Source organism: Pseudomonas sp. NFXW11, assembly GCF_049887815.1.
Taxonomy (GTDB): Bacteria; Pseudomonadota; Gammaproteobacteria; order Pseudomonadales; family Pseudomonadaceae; genus Aquipseudomonas.
Genome location: NZ_JAGEKI010000010.1, coordinates 162,537 through 184,410, shown reverse-complemented (window position 1 = coordinate 184,410; position 21,874 = coordinate 162,537). Strand labels below are relative to the sequence as shown.

At 61.3% G+C, this 21,874-nt stretch carries 18 protein-coding genes, 4 tRNA genes and 1 pseudogene; 6 read left to right on the top strand and 17 right to left on the bottom strand.

Going from position 1 to position 21,874, the window contains the following annotated elements:
• Window positions 1-140: 140 nt before the first annotated feature.
• The 4 genes from J4P02_RS17400 to J4P02_RS17385 all read right to left on the bottom strand — a co-directional run bounded on the left by J4P02_RS17400 (window position 141) and on the right by J4P02_RS17385 (window position 3,396).
• Window positions 141-1,214 (bottom strand): hypothetical protein, encoded by a 1,074-nt coding sequence (locus tag J4P02_RS17400; RefSeq protein ID WP_426192413.1) that lies wholly within the window; start codon window positions 1,212-1,214, stop codon window positions 141-143.
• Between the two features lie 7 nt (window positions 1,215-1,221).
• The gene (locus J4P02_RS17395; RefSeq protein ID WP_426192411.1) at window positions 1,222-1,722 is read right to left on the bottom strand and encodes a fimbrial protein; all 501 of its coding nucleotides are present in this window, start codon (window positions 1,720-1,722) and stop codon (window positions 1,222-1,224) included.
• Window positions 1,719-2,522 carry a fimbria/pilus periplasmic chaperone gene (locus J4P02_RS17390; RefSeq protein ID WP_426192409.1) on the bottom strand — a complete coding sequence of 268 codons (804 nt, stop codon included), beginning with the start codon at window positions 2,520-2,522 and terminating at the stop codon, window positions 1,719-1,721. The genes J4P02_RS17395 and J4P02_RS17390 overlap by 4 nt, the downstream gene beginning before the upstream one ends.
• Before the next feature lie 244 nt (window positions 2,523-2,766).
• A complete protein-coding gene (locus tag J4P02_RS17385) occupies window positions 2,767-3,396 on the bottom strand; it encodes a response regulator (RefSeq protein WP_426192407.1) in 630 nt (209 codons plus the stop codon).
• Between the two features lie 225 nt (window positions 3,397-3,621).
• On the opposite strand from J4P02_RS17385, the gene J4P02_RS17380 reads away from it, so the two are divergent.
• Window positions 3,622-4,797, top strand: a complete 1,176-nt coding sequence (locus J4P02_RS17380; protein WP_426192405.1) for an EAL domain-containing response regulator — start codon at window positions 3,622-3,624, stop codon at window positions 4,795-4,797.
• Window positions 4,798-4,919: 122 nt separating this feature from the next.
• The gene (locus tag J4P02_RS17375) at window positions 4,920-8,555 is read left to right on the top strand and encodes a transporter substrate-binding domain-containing protein (RefSeq protein WP_426192403.1); all 3,636 of its coding nucleotides are present in this window, start codon (window positions 4,920-4,922) and stop codon (window positions 8,553-8,555) included.
• 108 nt (window positions 8,556-8,663) lie between these two features.
• On the opposite strand, the gene J4P02_RS17370 is transcribed toward J4P02_RS17375, so the two are convergent.
• The 7 genes from J4P02_RS17370 to rluD form a co-directional block, all read right to left on the bottom strand.
• Window positions 8,664-8,740, bottom strand: a tRNA-Pro gene (locus J4P02_RS17370).
• Window positions 8,741-8,833: 93 nt separating this feature from the next.
• Window positions 8,834-8,909: transfer RNA gene (locus tag J4P02_RS17365), tRNA-Lys, on the bottom strand.
• A gap of 5 nt (window positions 8,910-8,914) precedes the next feature.
• Window positions 8,915-8,991: transfer RNA gene (locus tag J4P02_RS17360), tRNA-Pro, on the bottom strand.
• A gap of 9 nt (window positions 8,992-9,000) precedes the next feature.
• Window positions 9,001-9,076, bottom strand: a tRNA-Asn gene (locus tag J4P02_RS17355).
• Between the two features lie 295 nt (window positions 9,077-9,371).
• Window positions 9,372-11,936, bottom strand: coding sequence for an ATP-dependent chaperone ClpB (gene clpB, locus J4P02_RS17350; RefSeq protein ID WP_426192401.1), 2,565 nt, complete (start codon window positions 11,934-11,936; stop codon window positions 9,372-9,374).
• 130 nt (window positions 11,937-12,066) lie between these two features.
• Window positions 12,067-12,792 carry a peptidoglycan editing factor PgeF gene (pgeF, locus tag J4P02_RS17345; RefSeq protein WP_426192399.1) on the bottom strand — a complete coding sequence of 242 codons (726 nt, stop codon included), beginning with the start codon at window positions 12,790-12,792 and terminating at the stop codon, window positions 12,067-12,069.
• On the bottom strand, window positions 12,789-13,751 hold the full coding sequence (rluD, locus tag J4P02_RS17340; protein WP_426192397.1) for a 23S rRNA pseudouridine(1911/1915/1917) synthase RluD: 963 nt from the start codon (window positions 13,749-13,751) through the stop codon (window positions 12,789-12,791). Before rluD ends, pgeF begins: the two co-directional genes overlap by 4 nt.
• A gap of 150 nt (window positions 13,752-13,901) precedes the next feature.
• On the opposite strand from rluD, the gene J4P02_RS17335 reads away from it, so the two are divergent.
• The 3 genes and pseudogenes from J4P02_RS17335 to J4P02_RS17325 form a co-directional block, all read left to right on the top strand.
• Complete coding sequence (locus J4P02_RS17335; protein ID WP_426192395.1) at window positions 13,902-14,924, top strand: outer membrane protein assembly factor BamD; 1,023 nt, start codon at window positions 13,902-13,904, stop codon at window positions 14,922-14,924.
• A 126-nt stretch (window positions 14,925-15,050) separates the two neighbouring features.
• Window positions 15,051-15,284: a PP0621 family protein gene (locus tag J4P02_RS17330; protein WP_426192393.1), complete on the top strand. Its 234-nt coding sequence runs from the start codon at window positions 15,051-15,053 to the stop codon at window positions 15,282-15,284.
• 325 nt (window positions 15,285-15,609) lie between these two features.
• Window positions 15,610-16,551: pseudogene (locus J4P02_RS17325) on the top strand (sigma-54 interaction domain-containing protein); the annotation flags it as partial.
• On the opposite strand, the gene thiO reads toward J4P02_RS17325, so the two are convergent.
• The 5 genes from thiO to pilV all read right to left on the bottom strand — a co-directional run bounded on the left by thiO (window position 16,548) and on the right by pilV (window position 20,033).
• The gene (thiO, locus tag J4P02_RS17320; protein WP_426192391.1) at window positions 16,548-17,648 is read right to left on the bottom strand and encodes a glycine oxidase ThiO; all 1,101 of its coding nucleotides are present in this window, start codon (window positions 17,646-17,648) and stop codon (window positions 16,548-16,550) included. The pseudogene J4P02_RS17325 and the gene thiO overlap by 4 nt on opposite strands.
• A gap of 52 nt (window positions 17,649-17,700) precedes the next feature.
• Window positions 17,701-18,102 (bottom strand): type IV pilin protein, encoded by a 402-nt coding sequence (locus J4P02_RS17315; RefSeq protein WP_426192389.1) that lies wholly within the window; start codon window positions 18,100-18,102, stop codon window positions 17,701-17,703.
• A gap of 337 nt (window positions 18,103-18,439) precedes the next feature.
• Window positions 18,440-18,880, bottom strand: a complete 441-nt coding sequence (locus J4P02_RS17310) for a pilus assembly PilX family protein (RefSeq protein WP_426192387.1) — start codon at window positions 18,878-18,880, stop codon at window positions 18,440-18,442.
• A gap of 41 nt (window positions 18,881-18,921) precedes the next feature.
• Window positions 18,922-19,632: a PilW family protein gene (locus J4P02_RS17305; protein WP_426192385.1), complete on the bottom strand. Its 711-nt coding sequence runs from the start codon at window positions 19,630-19,632 to the stop codon at window positions 18,922-18,924.
• Window positions 19,629-20,033 (bottom strand): type IV pilus modification protein PilV, encoded by a 405-nt coding sequence (pilV, locus tag J4P02_RS17300; protein WP_426192383.1) that lies wholly within the window; start codon window positions 20,031-20,033, stop codon window positions 19,629-19,631. The genes J4P02_RS17305 and pilV overlap by 4 nt, the downstream gene beginning before the upstream one ends.
• A gap of 307 nt (window positions 20,034-20,340) precedes the next feature.
• Between pilV and J4P02_RS17295 the strand changes: the two genes are divergently transcribed.
• Entirely contained in the window at window positions 20,341-20,865 is a 525-nt protein-coding gene (locus J4P02_RS17295) for a GspH/FimT family protein (RefSeq protein WP_426192381.1), read from the top strand.
• On the opposite strand, the gene ispH is transcribed toward J4P02_RS17295, so the two are convergent.
• Window positions 20,866-21,813, bottom strand: a complete 948-nt coding sequence (ispH, locus tag J4P02_RS17290; RefSeq protein WP_426192379.1) for a 4-hydroxy-3-methylbut-2-enyl diphosphate reductase — start codon at window positions 21,811-21,813, stop codon at window positions 20,866-20,868.
• Between the last annotated feature and the right edge of the window lie 61 nt (window positions 21,814-21,874).

Below are 21,874 nucleotides of genomic sequence, written 5' to 3'. Positions count from 1 at the left end.
CTTATAAAGCTGCAACACGCAGGAAAGCCATAGAGTTAAAAATATGAGACGCACGATATCCCACAGCACTCAGAATCTCGTCGAGCATGGATTAAAATGCCGCCCAACAGCACCAAGGCCTTGATCGGCCTATCTCCATGTCAATATTCAGTAAGAGTAAGAACACCAAACCCACTATGCGGACCTGTTTCTATGGGCTTGGTGTTTTTTTGTACCGTCACCGTAATCTTCAGCTGGCCTTCATGTGCCAGGCCATTTAGAGGAGTCTGTTTGAAGGGCTGCAGCGGTACATATACGTTATCCCCCGAAAGGGCATAGAAGACCAGATCTATGCCTGGGTTAGTCGTAGTCAATGCGTGACTTCCCCCTCCTTGAGCAGAGCCTATCAAGCCGACCGACAACTTCGCCGGGTCCAGCTGACCGGAGTCGCAACGGAGCGTCAGTGTACTAGTTGCGTAGTAACCGTAGGCCAGGTTATTCACAGCGTGGGCATCGACCTTGCTGCTGTCGACCGGCTTATTCAGTTTCAACATCAAGAATTGCTCGCCACCGTTCAAATCACAGGTGGCAGGCACGGAAAGAATGGTCGGCGACTTCAACGACAGGTTGTAGAGAGGCTGAGGACTCCACCGCCCGGGTTGCGAGTAGCGATAGAAAGAGAACAACGCAGAGGGTGGCAGATACACAGCCCCACTGGTTGCCTTGCGGCGCAGGCGAAAGGTGACCTTGCCCTGGTTGCCGGCATTGGCCCAGGCCAAGGAGGTTACTCCATTGCCGGAGGGCCCGGCCGTTGCACCTGAGTTGAACTTGTCGGTAAAGGGAATGTAACTTTCCGGCGCACTGTTGCCGGTCACGAAGATCTTCATGTCGACATCGTCGGTCAGCTTGAAAAACTCTTCATCATCACGCACAAGCAACTTGCTTAACTCGGCCCTGAAGTAGCTGGCATATTGCCTTCCATTTTCAGAATAACACCATCCCTTGTACTCACTGGGAACCGTCTGGTAGGTCGTTTCATACAAGGCGCCCTTCTCATTTGAAGTAAAGGCGCCATTCTTTATTTCCACCGCTAGTTCGTTGTACCCCCAGCAGGCACCGTCTGGCGTACCCGTAGGAGGAGTCTCCGCTCCAGCCTGCATGGGTAAGAGCATCACCATACAAGCCAGTAACGACCTACCTGTGCCGACACCTGTTTGCAACTTACAAATACTCATGAGGCTTCTATTCCTGAGTGATAACCAGCACGGCACTGGCGGTAAAGGCGCCAGCCTGCAAGGTCGCTCCAGGCTTTTTATCCAGAACGGCCATCAGGTTGGGTTGAGCAAAATAGTTAACCTGAAATTCTTTATTGAGAGGTTGCGCGGTTCCGTCCACCCGAAAGCGCAACCCGAGGTTGCTCATGTTGGTGCGCAACACTTCCGTATTGAAACCGCTTATGCCACTGAACTTGAGCTTGAGCGCGGACACCTTGGAAGGGTTTAAACAAGAGACCCGATAAGGAATTTTCTTGGCGTTATCACGCCCATTGACATCATCTACCTTAACTTCAGCAAAGTTTATCGAACCACCTTGAAGAACCGTCACTGTGCAGTTGGGGGGGGCGAAAACTTCGAAACTGACTATGACAAAAAGGCCACCTGGCTTGGCCGCCAGCGCACTTGCTCCGGGCAGAAGCATCAATAGCAGCAGAAGCCGGCGGCAGATCGTCTTTGCAGGATTCATGAGCCGACACTGTTATGGGTGACCGAGCATGAATCATCCCGGCAATTGAAACTGACTAGCGCACGCCCACCAAAGTCATTGATATACACCAGCCTTGGCGGCCATGCCGTCGAGCGCACCTTGCCATCAAGGCGCTGCGCGCTATAAGGCGCTAGCTCCATGGCCTGGAAGCCCTCGACAACGGATTTCTCAGCCCCATCGCCCAAGGCCTCGATGATGGTCACATGGTAGGGGGTGACATTGTTCAGCCACCAATCTCCGCCCGTCTCCCGTGACAGCGTGACGGCAGACATCCAGGGGCTGGTGATGCCGACATTCAGCGGGCGAATTCTTTCCGGCCGATAGAGGAGTTTTACCCGCCGCTGCAGGGCAATCTGGATACCCTCCTGGTTCTTTTCGCTGCGCGGGGGAATTTCCCGCACATTGAGATAGAACAGCGTTTCACGATCCTGGGGCAGGCCCGCCACCCGTGGCAGTACCTGCACCTTCAACTGATTGCTCTGCGTCGATTCCAGCCGCTGGATCGGCGGCAAGGCAACCAGAGGCAAACCCTCGGTCTTCTGCCCCTGAGCATTCTCGACCCAGGACTGGGCCAGATAAGGTGCATGGGCGGAACGGTTATGCACCATCACCACGGCCTGGGTCTGTGGCGCCTGGATGATGATCCGCGAACTGCCAAGCGCCAGGGCCGCCTGCGCCTGGGTCTGAAACAGCGCAAAAGCCAAAGCAATGAAGAGGGTTGGTCTGGTCATGATCGAAGTGGCTGCCCCTGTGTTTTTACTCCCGGCCAGCCTATTCAATATGTGCAGCGTTAATCACTCCGAGACTTCCTACACGCCAATAGGAAAATTCAGCAGTTACTCCGTTATCCGCCTTACACAAGAGATAACTAGGAGTCTTGCCTGTTCGGAGCGGCGAGCCCATGCCTCAGGCACAGTGGTACCTGCCCGCGACAGGTACGCAGCAACAGCAGCAGTGAAGTGGCGTGGGCCATTGGTGCTGCCGAGCACGGCCATGGGAGGCGTCATGGCGGCAGCCCGAGGTTCAGGGAATCAGTGCATTGCGCTTGGCGAATTCTGCCAGGCTCACCTGCGAACCCAGGCCCAGCTTCTGCAGAAGGCGGGTCTTGTAGGTGCTCACGGTCTTGTTGCTGAGAAACAGCTTCTCGCCAATGGCCTTGTTGGAATACCCCTGGGCCAGGTACTGCAGCACGATCATTTCCCGGTCGGTGAGGGACCCGATCTGTTCGGTTTCGGATAACTGTTCGGCGACGGGAATCGACACATCTGCCACCAGCGAAGGATAAAAGGTGTAGCCGGCCAGCACCGCGTTCAGCGCCACCACCAGGTTGCTCAGGTCTTCTTCCTTGTTGACGAAGCCCCGGGCACCGAGCTGGATGCAGCGCCGGCAGAAGCTTTCGACGGATTGCGAAGTCAACACCAGGACTTCGGTGGGCAAGCCAAGGGCCTTGATCCGTGACAGCACCTTGAGACCATCGAGCTTGGGAATGCCGATATCGAGAATCACCACATCCGGTACATGTTCACGAACCAGTTCCATGGCATCCAGCCCGTTGTCGGTTTCGGCCACCACTTGGATGTCGTGCTTCTCCAGCAGGACCTTGACCGCCAATCGGACGACGGGATGATCATCCACTATCAATACGCTGTGCATATTGTCATTTCACCTTAATAACTCGCCGTCAGGCAGATGCAGCGTTCGGGGACGCAGATTCCCGACAATTAACCTACGTTACAAGTGGTTATTAACTCCCAGGGGACTATTCAGATGATCTGACCGCCCACTAGGAAATTTCCTACAACCCATGAGGAAGTGCCTAATGGATCTTACCTGAGAGGCTTAAGCAAGATGGCCGGCAATTCATGGCTCGAGCCGCTCATGCAACAGTTGAACGTCCTGGTTCTGGAAGATGAACCGCTGCAACGCCTGGTTACCGTCACCGCCCTGAAGAAGGTGATGCCGGGACAGGTTCACGAAGCCGTCAGCGGCGTCGACGGGCTAGCGCTGCTGGAGCACTGTACGAAGATGGATATCGCCATCTGCGACTTGAAGATGCCCGGCATGGATGGCCTGGCCTTTCTGCGCCACGCCAGCCACAGCGGCAAGCTGCATGCTGTGATTCTCTGCACCCAGCTCGATCCGGAACTGCGCCACGCCACCGCCTTGATGATCAGGCAATTGGGTCTGCACTTTCTGGGAGACCTGGGCAAACCCTTCAACCTGGAGCGTCTGACTACTTTGCTGACCCGCTATCAGACCCTGCGCCAGCCTATGGCCGACCTGCTGCCCCGGCCCGAACTGCCGCCCCTCGCGGATGTGCTACGCGGCCTGGACAATGGCGAATTCGAACCCTACTACCAGCCCAAGGTGGCCCTCGATAGCCACTCGCTACTGGGGGCCGAAGCGCTGGCGCGCTGGAACCACCCGCAACTGGGGGTGCTGCCGCCCTCGCACTTTCTCTACATCATGGAAGACCACGACCTGCTGGACAGGCTGTTCTGGCAGCTGTTCGACCAGGGCCTGGGCATGCGTCGCACACTGGCGGAACAAGGCATGGCGCTGAACCTTTCGTTCAACCTGCACCCCTCGCAACTGGCGTCCCAGACCCTGACCGAATCCATTGCCGCACTGCTTGCAGGGTTCCAGGTACCGTCCAGCAGCATCACCTTCGAAGTCACCGAAACCGGCCTGATCAGCGCCCCGGCCAGCAGCCTGGAAAACCTGGTGCGCCTGCGCATCATGGGTTGTGGCCTGGCCATGGACGACTTTGGCGCCGGCTACTCCTCCCTGGAGCGTCTGTGCGAACTGCCCTTCAGCCAGATCAAGCTCGACGGCACCTTCGTGCGCAAGATGCACCATCAGCCACGCAGCTGCGCGGTGATTCGCTACACCGTGGCCCTGGCCCGCTCACTGGGCATGGCATTGATAGTCGAAGGGGTGGAAACCGCCGAACAACAGCAACGCCTGCTGGAGCTGGGCTGCGGCATCGCCCAGGGTTTCCTGTTCGCACGCCCCATGCCGGAAAGCCACTTCATCGCCTATTGCTGCCGCTGATGCCCATGGCCGCGGCCTGAACCAACAACTGCAAATGGCCGGCGCGCCCGCAACTTGCCCCGGCCGGTCGGGCATCGACGCTCGCTGGCCACCTCCTCTTGCCCCTATTTGCTGAAGCGATCATGCACCCACGACTTTTCTGGCTCTTCATCTGCCTGGCAACACTGGCAGCGCCACCCGCAGCGGCTCACTCCGCGCAATTTCCCAATACCCTCTACAGTACGGTCAATGTCGATCATCACGACCTCAGCCTGGATGAGCAGGATTGGCAATGGCTGCGCCACAAATCCGAGTTGCGTATCGGCGCAGTGGCCACGGAAGAACCGCCCTTCAATGTCAATTACAACGACAGTCACTACGAGGGCATCACCGCCGACGTCACCGCGCTGATAGGCCAGATGCTCGGGGTGCGCATCAAGGTACTGCCCTTCGATACCCGGCAAAGCGCTATCCAGGCCTTGCAGGATGGGCGTATCGAGTTGCTGGGCAGCTATGACTCCGGGCACAGCGATAACCTGCGGTTCACTCGCCCCTTTGCCGAAGCTCGGCTAACGCTGTTCAAGCGCAACGCTGAAATGCGCAACTCACCGGCCAACCTGGCCGGCCTGCGCGTGGCCATCGTCAAGGAACATCAGGCCCGGATGCAGGCGCTGTTTCCAAGGGCCCGGCTGCTGGTCTTCCCAGACCACGACGAGGCCATCGCCGCCGCCGCCTTCGGCCATGCCGATGTCTATGTGGACGATGTACTCAGCGCCTACTTCCGGATCAACCGCTCCTATTACGGTTTTCTCAAGTTCGAACGCTTTGTCGAGCAGGCGCGAGATGGCTACGGCTACGCCGTGAAGGAAGACAACCAGCGCCTGCTGCACATTCTCGACCAGAGCATCGAGGCCATCGGCAAGGACAAGCTCCTCACCCTGAGCCGGCGCTGGGTGGGCAGCGGCTTTATGCCGTCGGATGAAAAGGTCTCGCTCAGTGCCGAGGAGTCGCGCTGGATAGCCCGCAATCCCGTGGTGCGCCTGATGATCAATGATGATCTGGCCCCCGTGGCCTTCTTCGACGCCAACGGGGTGTTTTCCGGGGTGACCGCCGAGTTGCTGGAAATGATTTCGCAACGTACCGGCCTGCACTTCCAGGTGATCACCCGCAATGGCAGTTACCCACAACAGATCGAAGCCCTGCACGAAGTTGAGGCGGACCTGGCCATCATGAGCGCCAGCCCGCAACGACAGGACAGCCTGCGCTTCACCCGGCCCTTCCTCAACAGCCCCTTGGTGCTGGTGACCCAGACCGGCCAGCCCCTTGCCGCGGAGGCGCTGAGTGGCAAGCGCCTGGCGATTCCTTCCGGACATGTCAGCGTGCAGCAGGTTCGCGAGCTCTATCCGAACACCGAGGTGATCGAAGCCGGTGCCGCGCTGGACAGCATGAACATGGTCTATGCCGGCGACGCCGATGCCGCGGCGGTATCCTTGCCTGCCGCGCGCTACTACATAGTCCGCCTATTCCAGAACCACCTAGCCATTGCCGACCAGATTCACACCCGCCAGGCCAGCGCCAGCTTCGCCTTGCGCCGCAGTGATCCGGAGCTGCAGTCGATTCTCGACAAGGCCCTGCTCAGCCTGCCGGCGGATGATCTGAACGCTATCGCCAATCACTGGCGCTCACCGCCGGGCATGAGCGGCGAGACCTGGCGCGACTACGAACTGCTGATCGCCGAGATCATCGCTGGGGCCTCCCTGTTGTTGCTGCTCGCACTGGGTTGGGGTTTCCATCTGCAACGCCGGGTCAAGGTGGAGAAAACCCTCAATGATCAGTTGCGCTTTATCGAGACCTTGGCCGAAAACATGCCGCCCGCGCTGTACATCCGCGATGTCGACGGCAAGATGCTGTCGTGTAATCGCAGTTACCTGCACAGCGTCGGGCTGGATGCCGATCAGGTCCTGAACAAGACCGTGCAACAACTGCCCCGGGAACACTTCGCCGCCGAGCCGGACCTGCATCAGAGCTATCTGCGTGCCATGGAGGACGGACAAACCAACAGCTCGATGTACCGGGTACAACTGCAAGGCCAGGACACGTGGATCGAGCACTGGATTCAGCCATTCAAGGACGTCAACGGCGTTAGCAAAGGGGTGATCTGCGGCTGGCTGGACGTCACCAAGCATCGTCACCTGATGCAGGAACTGAAAGAAGCGAAGAATCTTGCCGATGAGGCCAGCCGGGCCAAGACCACCTTCCTGGCCACCATGAGCCATGAAATACGCACACCGATGAACGCCATCATCGGCATCCTGGAACTGGCACTGAAACGCGCCGACAGCGACCGGATCGACCGCGCCAGCATTGAAACCGCCTACGGCTCGGCAAAAAGCCTGCTGGATCTGATCGGCGACATTCTCGATATCGCCAGGATCGAGTCCGGACGCCTGAGCCTCTCGCCCAAGCGCGCCAACCTGCGGGAGCTGGTGGAGTCGGTCGCCCGGGTCTTCGAAGGCCTGGCCCGGCAGAAACGCCTGAACCTGGTGCTCGATATCGACTCCAGCATCAATGGCGAGGTGTTGGTGGACGGTATGCGCTTCAAGCAGATCCTCTCCAACCTGGTGAGCAACGCCATCAAGTTCACCGAGGCCGGATTCGTCAAGGTGACCATCTGCGGTGAGCTGCTGGCAAACTCGCTGCTGCGAGTCCGACTCAGCGTTGAGGATTCGGGAATCGGCATTTCACCCAGCGACCAGCAGCGGTTGTTCCGGCCCTTTGCCCAGGTCGAGCGCAATGTGCAGAACACCGAGGGCACCGGCCTCGGGCTGGTGATCTGCCGTTCCCTGTGCGAAATGATGGGCGGCGAGGTATCGATGAACAGCGCCCTGGGTCAGGGCACCCGGGTTGACGTCGAGCTGCGCCTGCAAACGCTGGAACGCATGCCCGCATGCAACCGGCCGGTGCTGGAGCAGAAGCGCCGCATGTACCGCCTGCAAATCCTGATAGTGGATGACCACCCGGTGAACCGTCAGGTCTTGCAGCAGCAATTGTGCTTCCTCGGGCATGACGTCTGCGAGGCGGAGAACGGCCTGCAAGCCTTGAACCTGTGGCGCGAGCAGGACTTCGACCTGATCATCACCGACTGCCATATGCCAGTGATGAACGGCGCCGAACTGGCCAGAGCGATTCGTCAGGAAGAGCGTGACAGGGCCGACGCAGCAATGCCTCTTATCGGCTTGACCGCCGACGCCCAGCCGGAAGAAGTGGAACGCTGCATACAGGCCGGAATGAACGACTGCCTGATCAAGCCCATTAGCCTGGATGAACTGGAAGAGCGCCTGCTGAACCTGGGCCAGATCGATGAGCTGGAACGCGAAAGCGAACCCGCGACACTGATTAGCTGCGCGAGATCGCCCCGGGTGTTCGACCTGGAGTCCCTGCAGACCCTGGTGGGCAGCGAAGCGACAATGCTGCAACACATCCTCAACGAGCTGCTCAGCAACAATCGCACCGATCTACACAATCTCAGCCAGTTGCTGCACAGGCAGGACAGGGTGCAACTCGCCGAACTCGCGCACCGCATCAAGGGTGCAGCACGGGTGGTGAAGGGCGAACAGCTGGTGGAAAGCTGCCGCCAGCTGGAGGATGCCTGCCTGGGCCCGGAACAGTCACAGGAGCTGATCGGTGAATGTGTGGCGCAGGTGCAGCAGGCTATCCAGATCCTGGAACAACGTCTGCTGGAACAACACCCTGCCTGGGCTCAGCCCTGCTCGGTGTAGATCCGGATGGGCACGGCTTGGCAGCCGTGCCTGATGGCGCGGCCACGTTTGATTTTTTTGCGGGAAAACGAAAAAGGGCACCTCTAGAGGTGCCCTTCTTCGTGAATATGGTCGGGGTAAGGGGATTCGAACTCCTGACATCCTGCTCCCAAAGCAGGCGCGCTACCGGACTGCGCTATACCCCGGTAAAAAAAAGGCACCTACTAGAGGCGCCTTCTTCGAACAGCGCTTTTGGCCTCTGTTCTTAAGATTCGATTCCAGCGAACTGGTCTCAAAAATGGTGGGTCGTGTGGGATTCGAACCTACGACCAATTGGTTAAAAGCCAACTGCTCTACCAACTGAGCTAACGACCCAAAAATGGTCGGGGTAAGGGGATTCGAACTCCTGACATCCTGCTCCCAAAGCAGGCGCGCTACCGGACTGCGCTATACCCCGGTTTGAAGTTGGCTCCGTGACCAGGACTCGAACCTGGGACCCAATGATTAACAGTCATTTGCTCTACCGACTGAGCTATCACGGAACTAAGCACTTCAAGCTACAACATGTTGCTTCATCCTCTTCGACTTGTCCGTATCGCTACGTTCATGTCTCTGAGGCGCGCCATTTTACAATCTTTTCAACCTCTGTCAACCCCCTAAATTGCTTTTAAGACAATGATTTGCGAGTTCATTGCCGGTTTCTTCTTCAGCAGAAAAAACCTGAGGGGTGACTGACTGCGGGGCGCACTTTACAAGCCTTTTCCTTATAGTTCAACGCCCTAGTGAAAAAAAAGGCCTCGCAATGCGAGGCCTCTTCAGCAACACCCTTTACCGAGCTCAGGCAAAGACGATTTCGTCGTCCTGCACCGAGGCGGTGATGGTGCTGCCCGGCAGGAAACTGCCAGACAGGATCAACTGCGCCAGCGGGTTCTCGATCCAGCGCTGGATCGCCCGCTTCAGCGGCCGTGCGCCATACACCGGGTCGTAACCGACGGCGATCAGCTTGTCCAAGGCCTCGTCGCTCAGCTCCAGGCTCAGCTCGCGCTCCAGCAGACGACTGCGCAGGCGGCCAAGCTGGATCTGCGCGATACCGGCGATCTGCTCCCGGGCCAGCGGCTCGAAGATCACCACTTCATCCACCCGGTTGATGAACTCCGGCCGGAAGTGAGTGGAGACCGCATCCATCACCGCCGCTCGCTGAGCTTCACGATCGCCCACCAACTCCTGGATCTGCGCCGAGCCCAGGTTGGAGGTCATGACGATCACCGTGTTGCGAAAATCCACGGTACGCCCGTGGCTATCGGTCAGTCGGCCATCTTCCAGCACCTGCAGCAGGATGTTGAACACATCCGGGTGGGCCTTCTCGACTTCGTCCATCAGGATCACCGAGTACGGCTTGCGACGTACGGCCTCGGTCAGATAGCCACCCTCCTCATAGCCGACATAGCCCGGCGGCGCGCCGATCAGGCGAGCCACGGAATGTTTCTCCATGAACTCGGACATATCGATCCGCACCATGGCTTCTTCGGTATCGAAGAGGAACTCCGCCAGGGCCTTGCACAACTCGGTCTTGCCCACGCCGGTAGGGCCAAGGAACATGAACGAGCCGCTGGGCCGGTTCGGGTCGGACAAGCCGGCGCGGGAGCGTCGTACCGCGTTGGCCACGGCTACCACTGCCTCGTTCTGGCCGATCACCCGCTGATGCAGCAGGCTTTCCATCTTCAGCAGCTTGTCGCGCTCGCCCTCGAGCATTTTCGACACCGGGATACCAGTCCACTTCGACACCACCTCGGCGATCTCTTCCTCGGTGACCTTGCTGCGCAGCAACTGGTTCTCGCTCTGGCCGTGCTGGTCAACCATCTGCAGGCTGCGCTCCAGATCCGGGATCACCCCGTACTGCAGCTCGGCCATGCGATTGAGGTCGCCCTTGCGCCGAGCGGCTTCCAGCTCCTGGCGGGACTGCTCGATCTTTTGCTGGATCTGCGCGGAACCCTGCACTTCGGCTTTTTCCGAGGTCCAGACTTCTTCCAGGTCCGCGTATTCGCGTTCCAGGCGGACAATCTCTTCCTGGAGTTTCTCCAGGCGCTTGAGCGCTGCCTCGTCGTCTTCCTTCTTCAGCGCCTGGGATTCGACCTTGAGTTGGATCAAGCGCCGCTCCAGGCGGTCCAGCACTTCCGGCTTGGAGTCGATCTCCATGCGGATGCGGCTGGCGGCCTCGTCGATCAGGTCGATGGCCTTGTCCGGCAATTGCCGGTCAGTGATATAGCGATGGCTGAGCTTGGCCGCGGCAATGATCGCGCCGTCGGTGATCGCCACCTTGTGGTGCACTTCATAACGTTCTTTCAGGCCGCGGAGGATGGCGATGGTGTCTTCCTCGCTCGGCTCGTCCACCAGCACCTTCTGGAAGCGCCGCTCCAGCGCCGCATCCTTCTCTATATATTGGCGGTACTCGTTGAGCGTGGTAGCGCCAACGCAGTGCAGCTCGCCACGGGCCAGGGCCGGCTTGAGCATGTTGCCGGCATCCATCGAACCTTCGCCCTTGCCGGCGCCGACCATGGTGTGCAACTCGTCGATAAACAGAATGATCTGCCCTTCCTGCTTCGACAGCTCGTTGAGCAGGGACTTCAGGCGCTCTTCGAACTCGCCGCGGTACTTGGCCCCGGCAATCAGCGCGCCCATATCCAGGGACAGCAAGCGCTTGCCTTTCAGGCCGTCCGGCACTTCACCGTTGATGATGCGCTGGGCCAGGCCTTCGGCAATCGCGGTCTTGCCCACGCCAGGCTCACCGATCAGTACCGGGTTGTTCTTGGTGCGGCGTTGCAGCACCTGGATGGTGCGGCGGATTTCGTCGTCACGGCCGATCACCGGATCGAGCTTGCCCTCTTCGGCGCGCTTGGTCAGGTCGACGGTGTACTTGTCCAGGGCCTGGCGCGACTCCTCGACGTTGGCATCATTGACCGCCTCGCCGCCACGCAGGTTGTTGATGGCGTTTTCCAGGGCCTTCTTGCTTACGCCCTGGCCCAGCAGCAATTTGCCAAGCTTGCTGTTTTCATCCATGGCCGCCAGCAGCACCAGCTCGCTGGAGATGAACTGGTCACCTTTCTGCTGGGCCAGGCGATCGGCCTGGTTGAGCAGGCGCGCCAAGTCCTGGGACATGTTGACGTCGCCGGTGGGGTTCTGGATTTTCGGCAAGTGGTCGAGCTCTTTGCTCAGCTCCTTGCGCAGGCTGTTGACGTCAAAGCCCACTTGCATCAGCAACGGCTTGATCGAACCGCCCTGCTGTTCCAGCAACGCCTGCATCAAGTGTGCAGGTTCAATGGCCGGATGATCGAGGCCGACCGCCAGAGATTGAGAATCGGATAAGGCCAGCTGTAACTTGCTGGTTAATCGGTCTATACGCATTAGTCACCTTCCTTTTGAGCAGGCCGGAGCGATGGACACACCTAAATAGAGAAACCTGCCAGATGCTTCTCTAGATGCGGTCGATTCTGGGAGATTCAAGCGTCGATTGCTTGACGCACGTCAGATTAGTCTAGCGCTCGAGCCAGACCAGCGAGGCGAAACGCCCGGTGCGCGGGTTGCGCCGATAGGAAAAGAAGCGTGGGTCGGTGACGGTGCAGTAACCGCCGCCATAGACCGCCGTAACACCCCGGGCCGCGAGGCGCAGGCGCGCCAGCTGATAGATGTCGGCCATAAAGCGCCCGGCATTGATACTGGGAACGAAGGCCTGCTCGGCGGCAGGCAGCTGCGCAACGAAAGCCTCGCGCACTTCGGCGCCCACTTCGAAGCTCTGCGGGCCAATGGCCGGGCCTAACCAGACCAGCACCTCGGACGGCGCCACATCAAGATGATCGAGGGTGGCTTCCAGCACCCCGGCCGCCAACCCGCGCCAACCGGCATGGGCCGCCGCGACCCGGGTCCCGGCTCGATTGCAGAACAGCGCCGGCAGGCAATCGGCGGTCATCACCGCGCAGGCGATACCCGGAGTGGCCGACCAGCTGGCATCGGCGCAAGCCACCTGCGCCGGATCGGCGTGGGTCACAGCCACACCGTGCACCTGCTGCAACCAGGCCGGTGCAATGCCGAACTGCTCGGTCAGGCGTTGGCGATTCTCGCTGACGGCAAGGGGATCGTCATCAACGTGATCCCCCAGGTTGAGGCTGTCGAATGGCGCCAGGCTGACGCCACCGGCGCGCGTGGTGACACAGGCCTTGACCCCGGCCGGAGCGGGCCAGTCGGGAATCAGCCAGTCGTTCATCCGATGAAGGCCTCACGGTCCTGCTTGAGCAGCGACAGCAACCAGACGAAATCGTCCGGGAGCGGCGACTCCCAGCTCATGCGCTTGCCGGTGGTCGGGTGATCCAGCTCGAGGAACCGCGCGTGCAGCGCCTGGCGCGGGAACGTCTTCAGCGAATCGACCATGGTCGGGCTGGCGGCCGGCGGAATGCGGAAGCGACCGCCGTAGGCCGGGTCACCCACCAACGGGAAGTTGATGTGGGCCATATGCACACGAATCTGGTGGGTGCGGCCGGTTTCCAGCTTGACCCGCACATGGGTATGGGAGCGGAAGCGCTCCAACACCCGGTAATGGCTGACGGCAGGCTTGCCACCTTCCATCACCGCCATGCGCTGGCGTTGCTGGCCATGGCGACCGATAGGGGCGTTGATCTTGCCACCGGCGGTCACCACGCCGATCACGATGCATTCATAGATACGGCTGACCGTGCGACTCTGCAACTGGGCCACCAGCTGGGTCTGCGCCAGGATGGTCTTGGCCACCACCATCAGACCGGTGGTGTCCTTGTCCAGGCGATGGACGATCCCGGCCCGCGGCACATTGACGATATCGGGAATGTGATGCAGCAAGGCGTTGAGCAAGGTGCCATCGGCATGCCCGGCTGCCGGGTGCACCACCAGGCCGGCCGGTTTGTTGATCACCAGGATGTCGTCGTCTTCATAGACGATATCCAGCTCGATATCCTGGGCCACCCATTCACCCTGGGCCTCCTGCTCGGCAGTCAGCTGCAGAACGGCACCGCCATGCACTATGTCTCGCGGGCGGATGGAAGCCCCGTCCACCGTCAGGCGGCCGTCCTTGATCCAGGCGGAAAGGCGCGAGCGCGAATACTCGGCGAATAGTTGGGCGGCGACTTGATCGAGGCGTTGACCGCCCAGTTCGGACGGCACCTCTGCGCGAAGTTCAATTTTATCGGACATGCTCGGACTGGGCGTCGGCACAGCCTTTGGTTTCGGCTGCGCGCTTGTGGTTAAATACGGCGTCTTTTGCCCCGAGGCTTTCAACGGGGCGCTCATCATAACAGGACGGCCCCGCCCAAGACAGCGGCCGTCATAGGGACGCAAGCCGCCATGCAAGTGAAACACCTGCTGCTGATCGCCATCCTCGCACTGACCGCTGCTTGCTCATCGAAGGAAGTCGTTGACGAAAACCTGAGCGAAGTCGAGCTGTACCAGCAGGCGCAGACCGACCTGGACAACCACAGCTATACCAGTGCCACCGCCAAGCTCAAGGCCCTGGAATCGCGTTACCCCTTCGGTCGCTACGCCGACCAGGCGCAGTTGGAGCTGATCTACGCCAACTACAAGAATGCCGAGCCGGAGGCCGCCAAGTCCGCCGCCGAGCGCTTCATTCGCCTGCACCCCCAGCACCCGAACGTGGACTACGCCTACTACCTCAAGGGCCTGACTTCCTTCGACCAGGACGTTGGCCTGCTGGCGCGCTTCCTGCCCCTGGACATGACCAAGCGTGACCCGGGTGCCGCCCGCGACTCCTACAACGAGTTCGCCCAGCTCACCAGCCGCTTCCCCAACAGCCGCTACGCGCCGGATGCCAAGCAGCGCATGATCTACCTGCGCAACCTGCTGGCCGCCTACGAAATTCACGTGGCCGACTACTACCTGACCCGCCAGGCCTATGTCGCTGCCGCCAACCGTGGCCGCTACGTGGTGGAAAACTTCCAGGAAACCCCATCCGTTGGCGATGGCCTGGCCGTGATGACCGAGGCCTACCAGCGTCTGCACCTGGACGAACTGGCCGCCACCAGCCTGGAAACCCTCAAGCTCAACTACCCGAACCACCCAAGCCTGAAGGACGGCCAGTTCGTGCCGCAGGTCGCCGAGGCCGACAACCGCTCCTGGCTGAGCAAGGCCACCCTGGGCCTGATCGAATCGCGTCCACCGCTGCCGCCGGGAGAAACCCGCGCCAACCAAGACGTGATGAAGCAGTACCAGGATGCCAAGGACGCCATTCCTTCGGAGCTCAAGCCCAAGGACGCCAATGGCGACGCCGTCGAAGAAGAGAATCACGAAGCGACCGGCAACAACAGCGATCGCTCCTGGTTCAGCTACATGACCTTCGGCGTGTTCGACTGACAGCGCCTGCAGTGAAAAAAGGGAGACTTCAAGTCTCCCTTTTTCATTTCCGCAGCCTTGAAGGCCTGTGCGCCCGACGGGCGCTTGGATAAACTGCCGCATCTTTCCTCAAAAAGCCTGATTGCCATGCTTCGTCTACTGTTCTGGATCGCTCTGATTGCCGCTGTGGTGTGGTTCTGGCGCAAGTTCAAAAGCCCGGCTGCGGCGCCGCGCTCCCCCAACGAACCGACCACCACGCCCATGGTGCGCTGCGCCCACTGCGGCGTGCACCTGCCTCAAGACCGAGCCCTGAGCCAATCTCAGCAGTGGTATTGCAGCCAGGCGCACCTGGAACAGGGCCCCGGTAGCCAGCAGCGCTGAGCAGCGCAGCGATAAGCATGAAACGCTGGGCATGGGGCCGCCCCTGCTCGGCGTTGCGCGCCCTGCATCCTCGGTTTGCCTCGCACAATTGGCGACAAATTAACCAGCCCCTGCCCTCCTGCACCCACTCCCTGCACACCTAGACTTGAACTCTCGCCCGCCAAAGGGGCGCCGTGCATTCAGGGATGAAAATGACCGCTGCCGTGAAACCTCAGCTCCCGTCGCTGTTGCTCGATAACGCCTCGCAAGCCTGTACCCTGGTGCAAGTCAGCCTCGCCCAGCCGGGCCCGAGCAGCCCGCAACCTCCGTCGTGACCAGCCACCTTACCCGGCGCTTGCTGGGAGATTCGCTCCCCATGCAGCGCCTGCGCCAGGACATCGCCAAGCTGGCCAACAGCCACGCGGCCATCTATATCAGCGGCGAATCCGGCAGCGGCAAGGAGCGGGTAGCTCGACTGATCCACCAGTCCAGCCCCAGGGCCCAGCAACCCTTTATACCGGTCAACTGTGGGGCGATTCCCGGCGAACTGATGGAAAGCGAATTTTTCGGCCACTGCAAAGGCAGTTTCAGCGGTGCCCTGGCCGATAGGCCCGGGCTGTTCCAGGCCGCCCACGGTGGCACGCTGTTTCTCGACGAGGTCGCCGACCTGCCCCTGGCGATGCAGGTGAAATTACTGCGAGCGCTGCAAGAGAAAGCCGTGCGTCCGGTAGGGCACCAGCAAGAAAGCAGGGTCGATGTGCGAGTTCTCTGTGCCACCCACAGAAACCTGAAGGAAGAAGTCAGCGCCGGGCGCTTTCGCCAGGACCTCTACTACCGCCTGAACGTGATCGAACTGCGGGTTCCGCCCCTGCGTGAACGCCCTGGCGATATCGAGATACTGGCCCGGCAGATTCTCCATCGCCTGGCCCAAGGCAGTGGCCGAGCCGTCGCGCAACTGCACCCACAAGCGCTGCAAGCCCTGGAGAACTACGCCTTTCCCGGCAACGTGCGCGAACTGGAGAACCTTCTGGAACGGGCCCAGACCCTGGGCGAAGGCCCCTGGATCGAACTGGCCGACCTGCACCTGCCGCCCCAGGCGCCTCAGGACCACCCGGCGCAGCCGAGTTCGGCCCAGTTGGATCTGGCGCTGCACCTAAGACAGGTGGAGCGCCGCTTGCTGCTGGAAGCCCTGGAGCAGACCCGCTGGAACCGCACGGCAGCGGCCCGGCGCCTGAGCCTGACATTGCGTTCGATGCGCTATCGCATGAAAAAACTCGGCCTGGACTAGATCCGCCCTTGCGGGGCGTAAGGCGCCGGATCGATGATCGGTGGATTGCCCAGCAGCAGGTCGCAGAACAGCTGGCAGGAGGCCGGTGCCAGTACCAGGCCGTTGCGATAATGCCCGCAATTGAGCCACAGGCCGGCAAACCCGGGCACCGGCCCGATATAGGGAATGCCTTCCGGCGAACCCGGCCGCAACCCGGCCCAGTGCCCCACCACCTCGGCATCGGCCAGGGCCGGAATCAGCTCTACGGCCGAGGCCTTGAGGCTGTCCAGGGCCGCGGCGGTGGGCGTCTTGTCGAACCCCTCATGCTCCAGGGTGCTGCCCACCAGAATGTGCCCGTCACGCCGTGGGATGGCGTAGCGACCCTTGGCCAGGACCATGCAGGAGAGGAAGTCGACAGCGCATTTGTAGAGGATCATCTGGCCCTTGACCGGCTCCACCGGAAGCTGCAGCCCCAGGCCGGCGAGCAATTCGCCACTCCAGGCCCCGGCGCACAGCACCACCTGATCGGCGCGGATCTCGCCCTGGGAGGTCTGCACCCCCAGCACCCGCTCGCCGTCACGGATAAAGCCATTGACGCTGCACTGCTCGTCGATCCGCACGCCGGGCAGGGCCTGCAATGCCGCCTTGAGCGACTTGACCAGCCGCGGGTTACGCACATTGGCCACATTGGCCATATAGATGGCGTGCTGATAACCGCCCCCCAGCACTGGCACACCATCGTGCACCGCCGAGATGTCCACCACGCTCAGGGGCCGGCCTTCGCGTTGCGCCCACTCCAGGGCCTGGGCCTGATCCTCCAGGTCCAGCCAGTAGAGCCCGGTGGTGTGCACTTCAGGGTCGACCCCGGTGGCCTCCAGCAACTCTTGCGCCAGCTGTGGATAAAAATCCTGGGACCAGTGCGCCAACGCAGTGACCGCCGGGCTGTAGCGCCACGGATAGAGCGGCGAAACAATCCCGCCGCCGGCCCAGGACGACTCGCGCCCCAGCTCCGAACGCTCCAGTAGTCGTACCTGCTGGCCCTGGGAGGCCAGATTGAAGGCCGTGAGCAGGCCGATCACCCCGCCGCCCACCACTAGCACTTGCTGTTGCTTAGCCATAGTCCGATCCAATCATGAGTAAGACACTGGGGTCAGGCCCCGAAACAGTGGCTCAGCGCCCCCAGCAATCCTTGCTCGTCAGCCCTTCGGCCTGACCGCTGATGCTCGTGGCCCCGGCCTGATCGATACTGAAGCTGCCGCATTTGTCACCCGCCATCAGCGTGTCGGCCTTGGGGGTCGCGGTCAGCGAGAAGCCGGTATCGGTCAGGACCGCAGCGATGCTGTAGTAGTCGTTGCCGGCGCTCAGGTCCGAAGCCTTGCTGTAGACCCCGGTCTTGGAGAAGTGCCGCTCCAGCTGCTGCGCCTGCTCACTGAGCAATACTGCGATCTCGCTGCGATGGGGCTTCTTCATGTATTCGGTGATGCTGGGAAGGCTCAAGGTCAGCACCAGACCGATGATCGCGATCACGATCATGATTTCGATCAGGGTAAAACCTTGGTTGGATCTGCGCATGGTCAAGAATCTCGCTTACTGAATTTGTCGCCAGAGGATGCGCCTAGCGCGCCCGCCTGGTTGCTCCACTTCGCTGCCGCGGCCCTGTGCAGAGGGCAGCTGCGGATCACTCACCTCCCCAGCGCCCTCGGTGCCTGGCGCCGCAGCGTCGAGCATCTTACCGCCGAACACCTTCGGCTCGAGCAATTTCCCGCTCTCAAAGAGGGAATCAGCCTCCACTGCCTCCAGCCTCTGTTCCTCAGCCACCGGCCTGCCTGCCTCGGACATCCCGGCAGCGGGCCCTGCAAGCCCCGCCACCAGCACCATCAATGGCCCGACACCCCCTAAAGGCCACGGCTCAGTAGATGGCATAGACAGTCTCCAGTACAGATCGCGCCTGGCCGGCCAGGCCAATGCCAGTCACCCGATACAGCTTGGCAACAGTGCCGGGCGGCAGATGAACCGCGTCCTGCGTGGTTCCCAGGTTCTGCACCCCGTAGAAGCCATTGCCGGTGGCGACCCAGGTCACGGCGGAGCCCGGCTGCAGACCGGCGCTGTCGACCACAGGCGATTCAGCTGGCGGCGCGCACTGAACAGTGCCGCTACAAGGCGCCCATCCCTTGCCATGGCGGCGCACCGCCGCTTCGCCCAGGCGCAGCGCCGCCTCGGCAGCCTGAAAGGCACGGTGATGCTGCAGCAGGCTGGCGGCCATCTTCGCCTGCAAGGTGGCGTTCTGCAGCGCCGAGAGGCCGAGCATGCTAAGCAGCGACAACAGCACCAGGCTGATCAACAAGGCCATGCCGGACTCCCGCGCAACGGCACCCGCCCTCAAGCCGCGCATCAGGGCAACCTGTTGCGCAAGGCCGCCACCAGGGTGAAGTACTGCGGCTGTACTCGGGCCTCGGGGTCGGCCAGGGTCAAGCGCAAGTGCACACTGCGGATGCGCGCCGGATCGCTCGGGTTGCGGCTATAGCTGGAAACCGTCGAGGCACTGGGCGAATCGGCCAGGCCAAAACTCAGCTCGAAGGCCTCGACCCCATCCAGCAATACCGCCTGCTGCCGACCCAGGCCGCTGCCGTGCAGCAATTGCCGATCCTTGAAGCGGTAGAACAGCCGGCGCAGCCCCCACACCTGCTGCCCCGCACCGCCGGAATGGGCCCCTGAGTAAACCAGCGCCTGCTGCCGGCAATCGCTGACCAGGCTCCAGGTCGGCGCCCCGCCCTGCTCGCCAACATCGGCGCTGATCAGGGTCAGTTGCTGTTGCGCGGCATCCCAGTGGACAGGGGTTGCCGCATACCGGGAAAAGCTTCGATCAAGGCTGGCGTCGGTAATGCTTCGCAGGCAGCCAAACAAGCCACTCATGCGGATCTCCTGGAGCATCTTGCTCAGGACAAAACGCCCATCCTCCTGCAAATGGGCCGCAGCACTCTGGCTCAGGTAAGTGCGTTTCGCCACGCCGAACACCTGGGCCACACCCAATACCAGCACCAGGCTCAAAGCTAGCGCCAGGAGCATCTCCGGCAATGAGAAACCGCCCTGCCCAGGGTTCATGGTGAAGCCCTCAGGCCCGGCGCCATCCGGCTGCCCAGTTGCAGGGTGCGTCGGCTCTCTTGGCCGGCGGCCCGACTATCGTTCCAGGAGACCTGCACACGATAGATTCCCTGACCGACGTCGAGGCTGCCCTTGGCATCGGGCCCGGCGAAATCTGCAACTTCGCGAGTGAACTCCTCCAGATCCGGCCCCGCGACAGGGCCCTGTGGAGAACCGGCGCGAATTCGATCAAGCATGCCATAGGCGATAAAGCTCGCCTGGCTCGTCATCCGCGCCCCGTCGGTGTATTGCAGGGCCCTGACCTGCACCGCTGCTGCCCCTAGCAGGCCCACGCTAAGAATCAATAGCGCCACCAGCACCTCGATCAAGGTCATGCCGTCCTGCGCATGCGGCCTGTTCATCTACAGCCTCCCTGCCTGCCCACCATGGCAATCCACTTTGCGAATGCCCCGGCCAGGATCGGCACGGGCCCTCCTGAGGTTAGCCTCGACCCCAGGCTCCAAGCCCGCCCAGGAACACCCGGCAATACTTTGCCTGGTGAAGCCGCAAAGGCGTTCGCCGCCTCGTTAAACCAGCGACTGAAACCCTTTGTGGGCAAATTCATGGCGAGCCCAGGCACTGCCGTCGGTTATAACGCCAGGCACCCGGTACACGCCGCGAGCTGTTTTTCAGTTGCGCGCAATCACCTTTGCCCAAGGAAGGGATGCCATGCATGAGAAAGGCTTCAGCCTTATCGAACTGCTGACCACACTGGCCCTGCTGGCCGTCCTGCTGCCACTGTCCAGCGCCGGCCTCGACCGTTTGCTGACTGCCAACCGCCAGCAGGATGCCGCGCAACTGCTCGCCAGCGGCCTGCGCAGTGCCCGGGCCGCGGCGATCCTGCACCAGCACACCGCGCTGATCCACGGCCTGGATGACGACTGGAGCCGGGGCTGGCGAATCATTCTGGATATCAGCGGCAAAGGTCAGGCAGACCCGGAGAATCCGTTGCTGGTCGAAAGGCGGAGTAATGGGCAGGTACGGATCGTGGGCAATCGCCCGGTGCAGCACTTTGTGCGTTTCAGCGCCCAGGGCAGCCCGTTGCTGCCCAGCGGGGCCTTTCAGGCCGGAACCCTGCATGTCTGTCAGAACGACCACTTGCGTGGCCGTCATCAGGTAGTGCTGTCACGTAGCGGGCGGGTCAGCCTGCGCAGCGATCTTGCCGAGCAGGCCCTGTGCGCCGCGACCGGCTGATCAGGTCAGGGATCTAACCCGCAGTTCCTTGGGCATGGAGAAGGTGATGTTCTCTTCGCGACCGGCCAGTTCGTCGGCACCGGTAGCCCCCCAGGCCTGCAGTTGCTGGATCACTCCGCGCACCAGCACTTCAGGGGCCGAGGCACCGGCGGTGATGCCGATGCGCTCGACGCCATCGAACCAGCTGCGCTGCAGGTCTTCGGCACCGTCGATCAAATAGGCCGGGGTGGCCATGCGCTCGGCCAGCTCACGCAGGCGATTGGAGTTGGAACTGTTGGGGCTGCCCACCACCAGCACCACATCGCACTCGTCGGCTAGTTGCTTGACCGCATCCTGGCGATTCTGCGTGGCGTAGCAGATGTCATCCTTGCGCGGCCCGCCAATGGCCGGGAAGCGCGAGCGCAGGGCATCGATCACCCGGCTGGTGTCATCCATGGACAAGGTGGTCTGGGTCACGAACGCCAGGCGCTCGGGGTTGTTCACCTGCAGCTCGGCCACATCCTTCTCGTCTTCCACCAGGTAGATGGCGCCGCCATTGCTGGCGTCGTACTGGCCCATGGTGCCTTCGACCTCGGGGTGGCCAGCATGGCCGATCAGGATGCATTCACGGCCGTCGCGGCTGTAGCGCGCCACTTCGATATGCACCTTGGTCACCAGCGGACAGGTGGCATCGAAGACCTTGAGCCCGCGACCGGCGGCTTCGCTGCGCACTGCCTGGGAAACGCCGTGGGCGCTGAAAATGACGATGACGTCATCCGGCACCTGGTCCAGCTCTTCGACGAAGATCGCACCGCGATTGCGCAGGTCTTCGACGACAAATTTGTTGTGCACCACTTCATGCCGGACGTAGATCGGCGGCCCGAAGACTTCCAGGGCGCGATTGACGATTTCGATCGCCCGGTCCACACCGGCGCAGAAGCCACGGGGGTTGGCGAGTTTGATTTGCATGCTGTGCCTCGTGTCTTGCGCGCAAGAAGTTAGATCGTTGTCGACAGCGGATCGCCGGCAG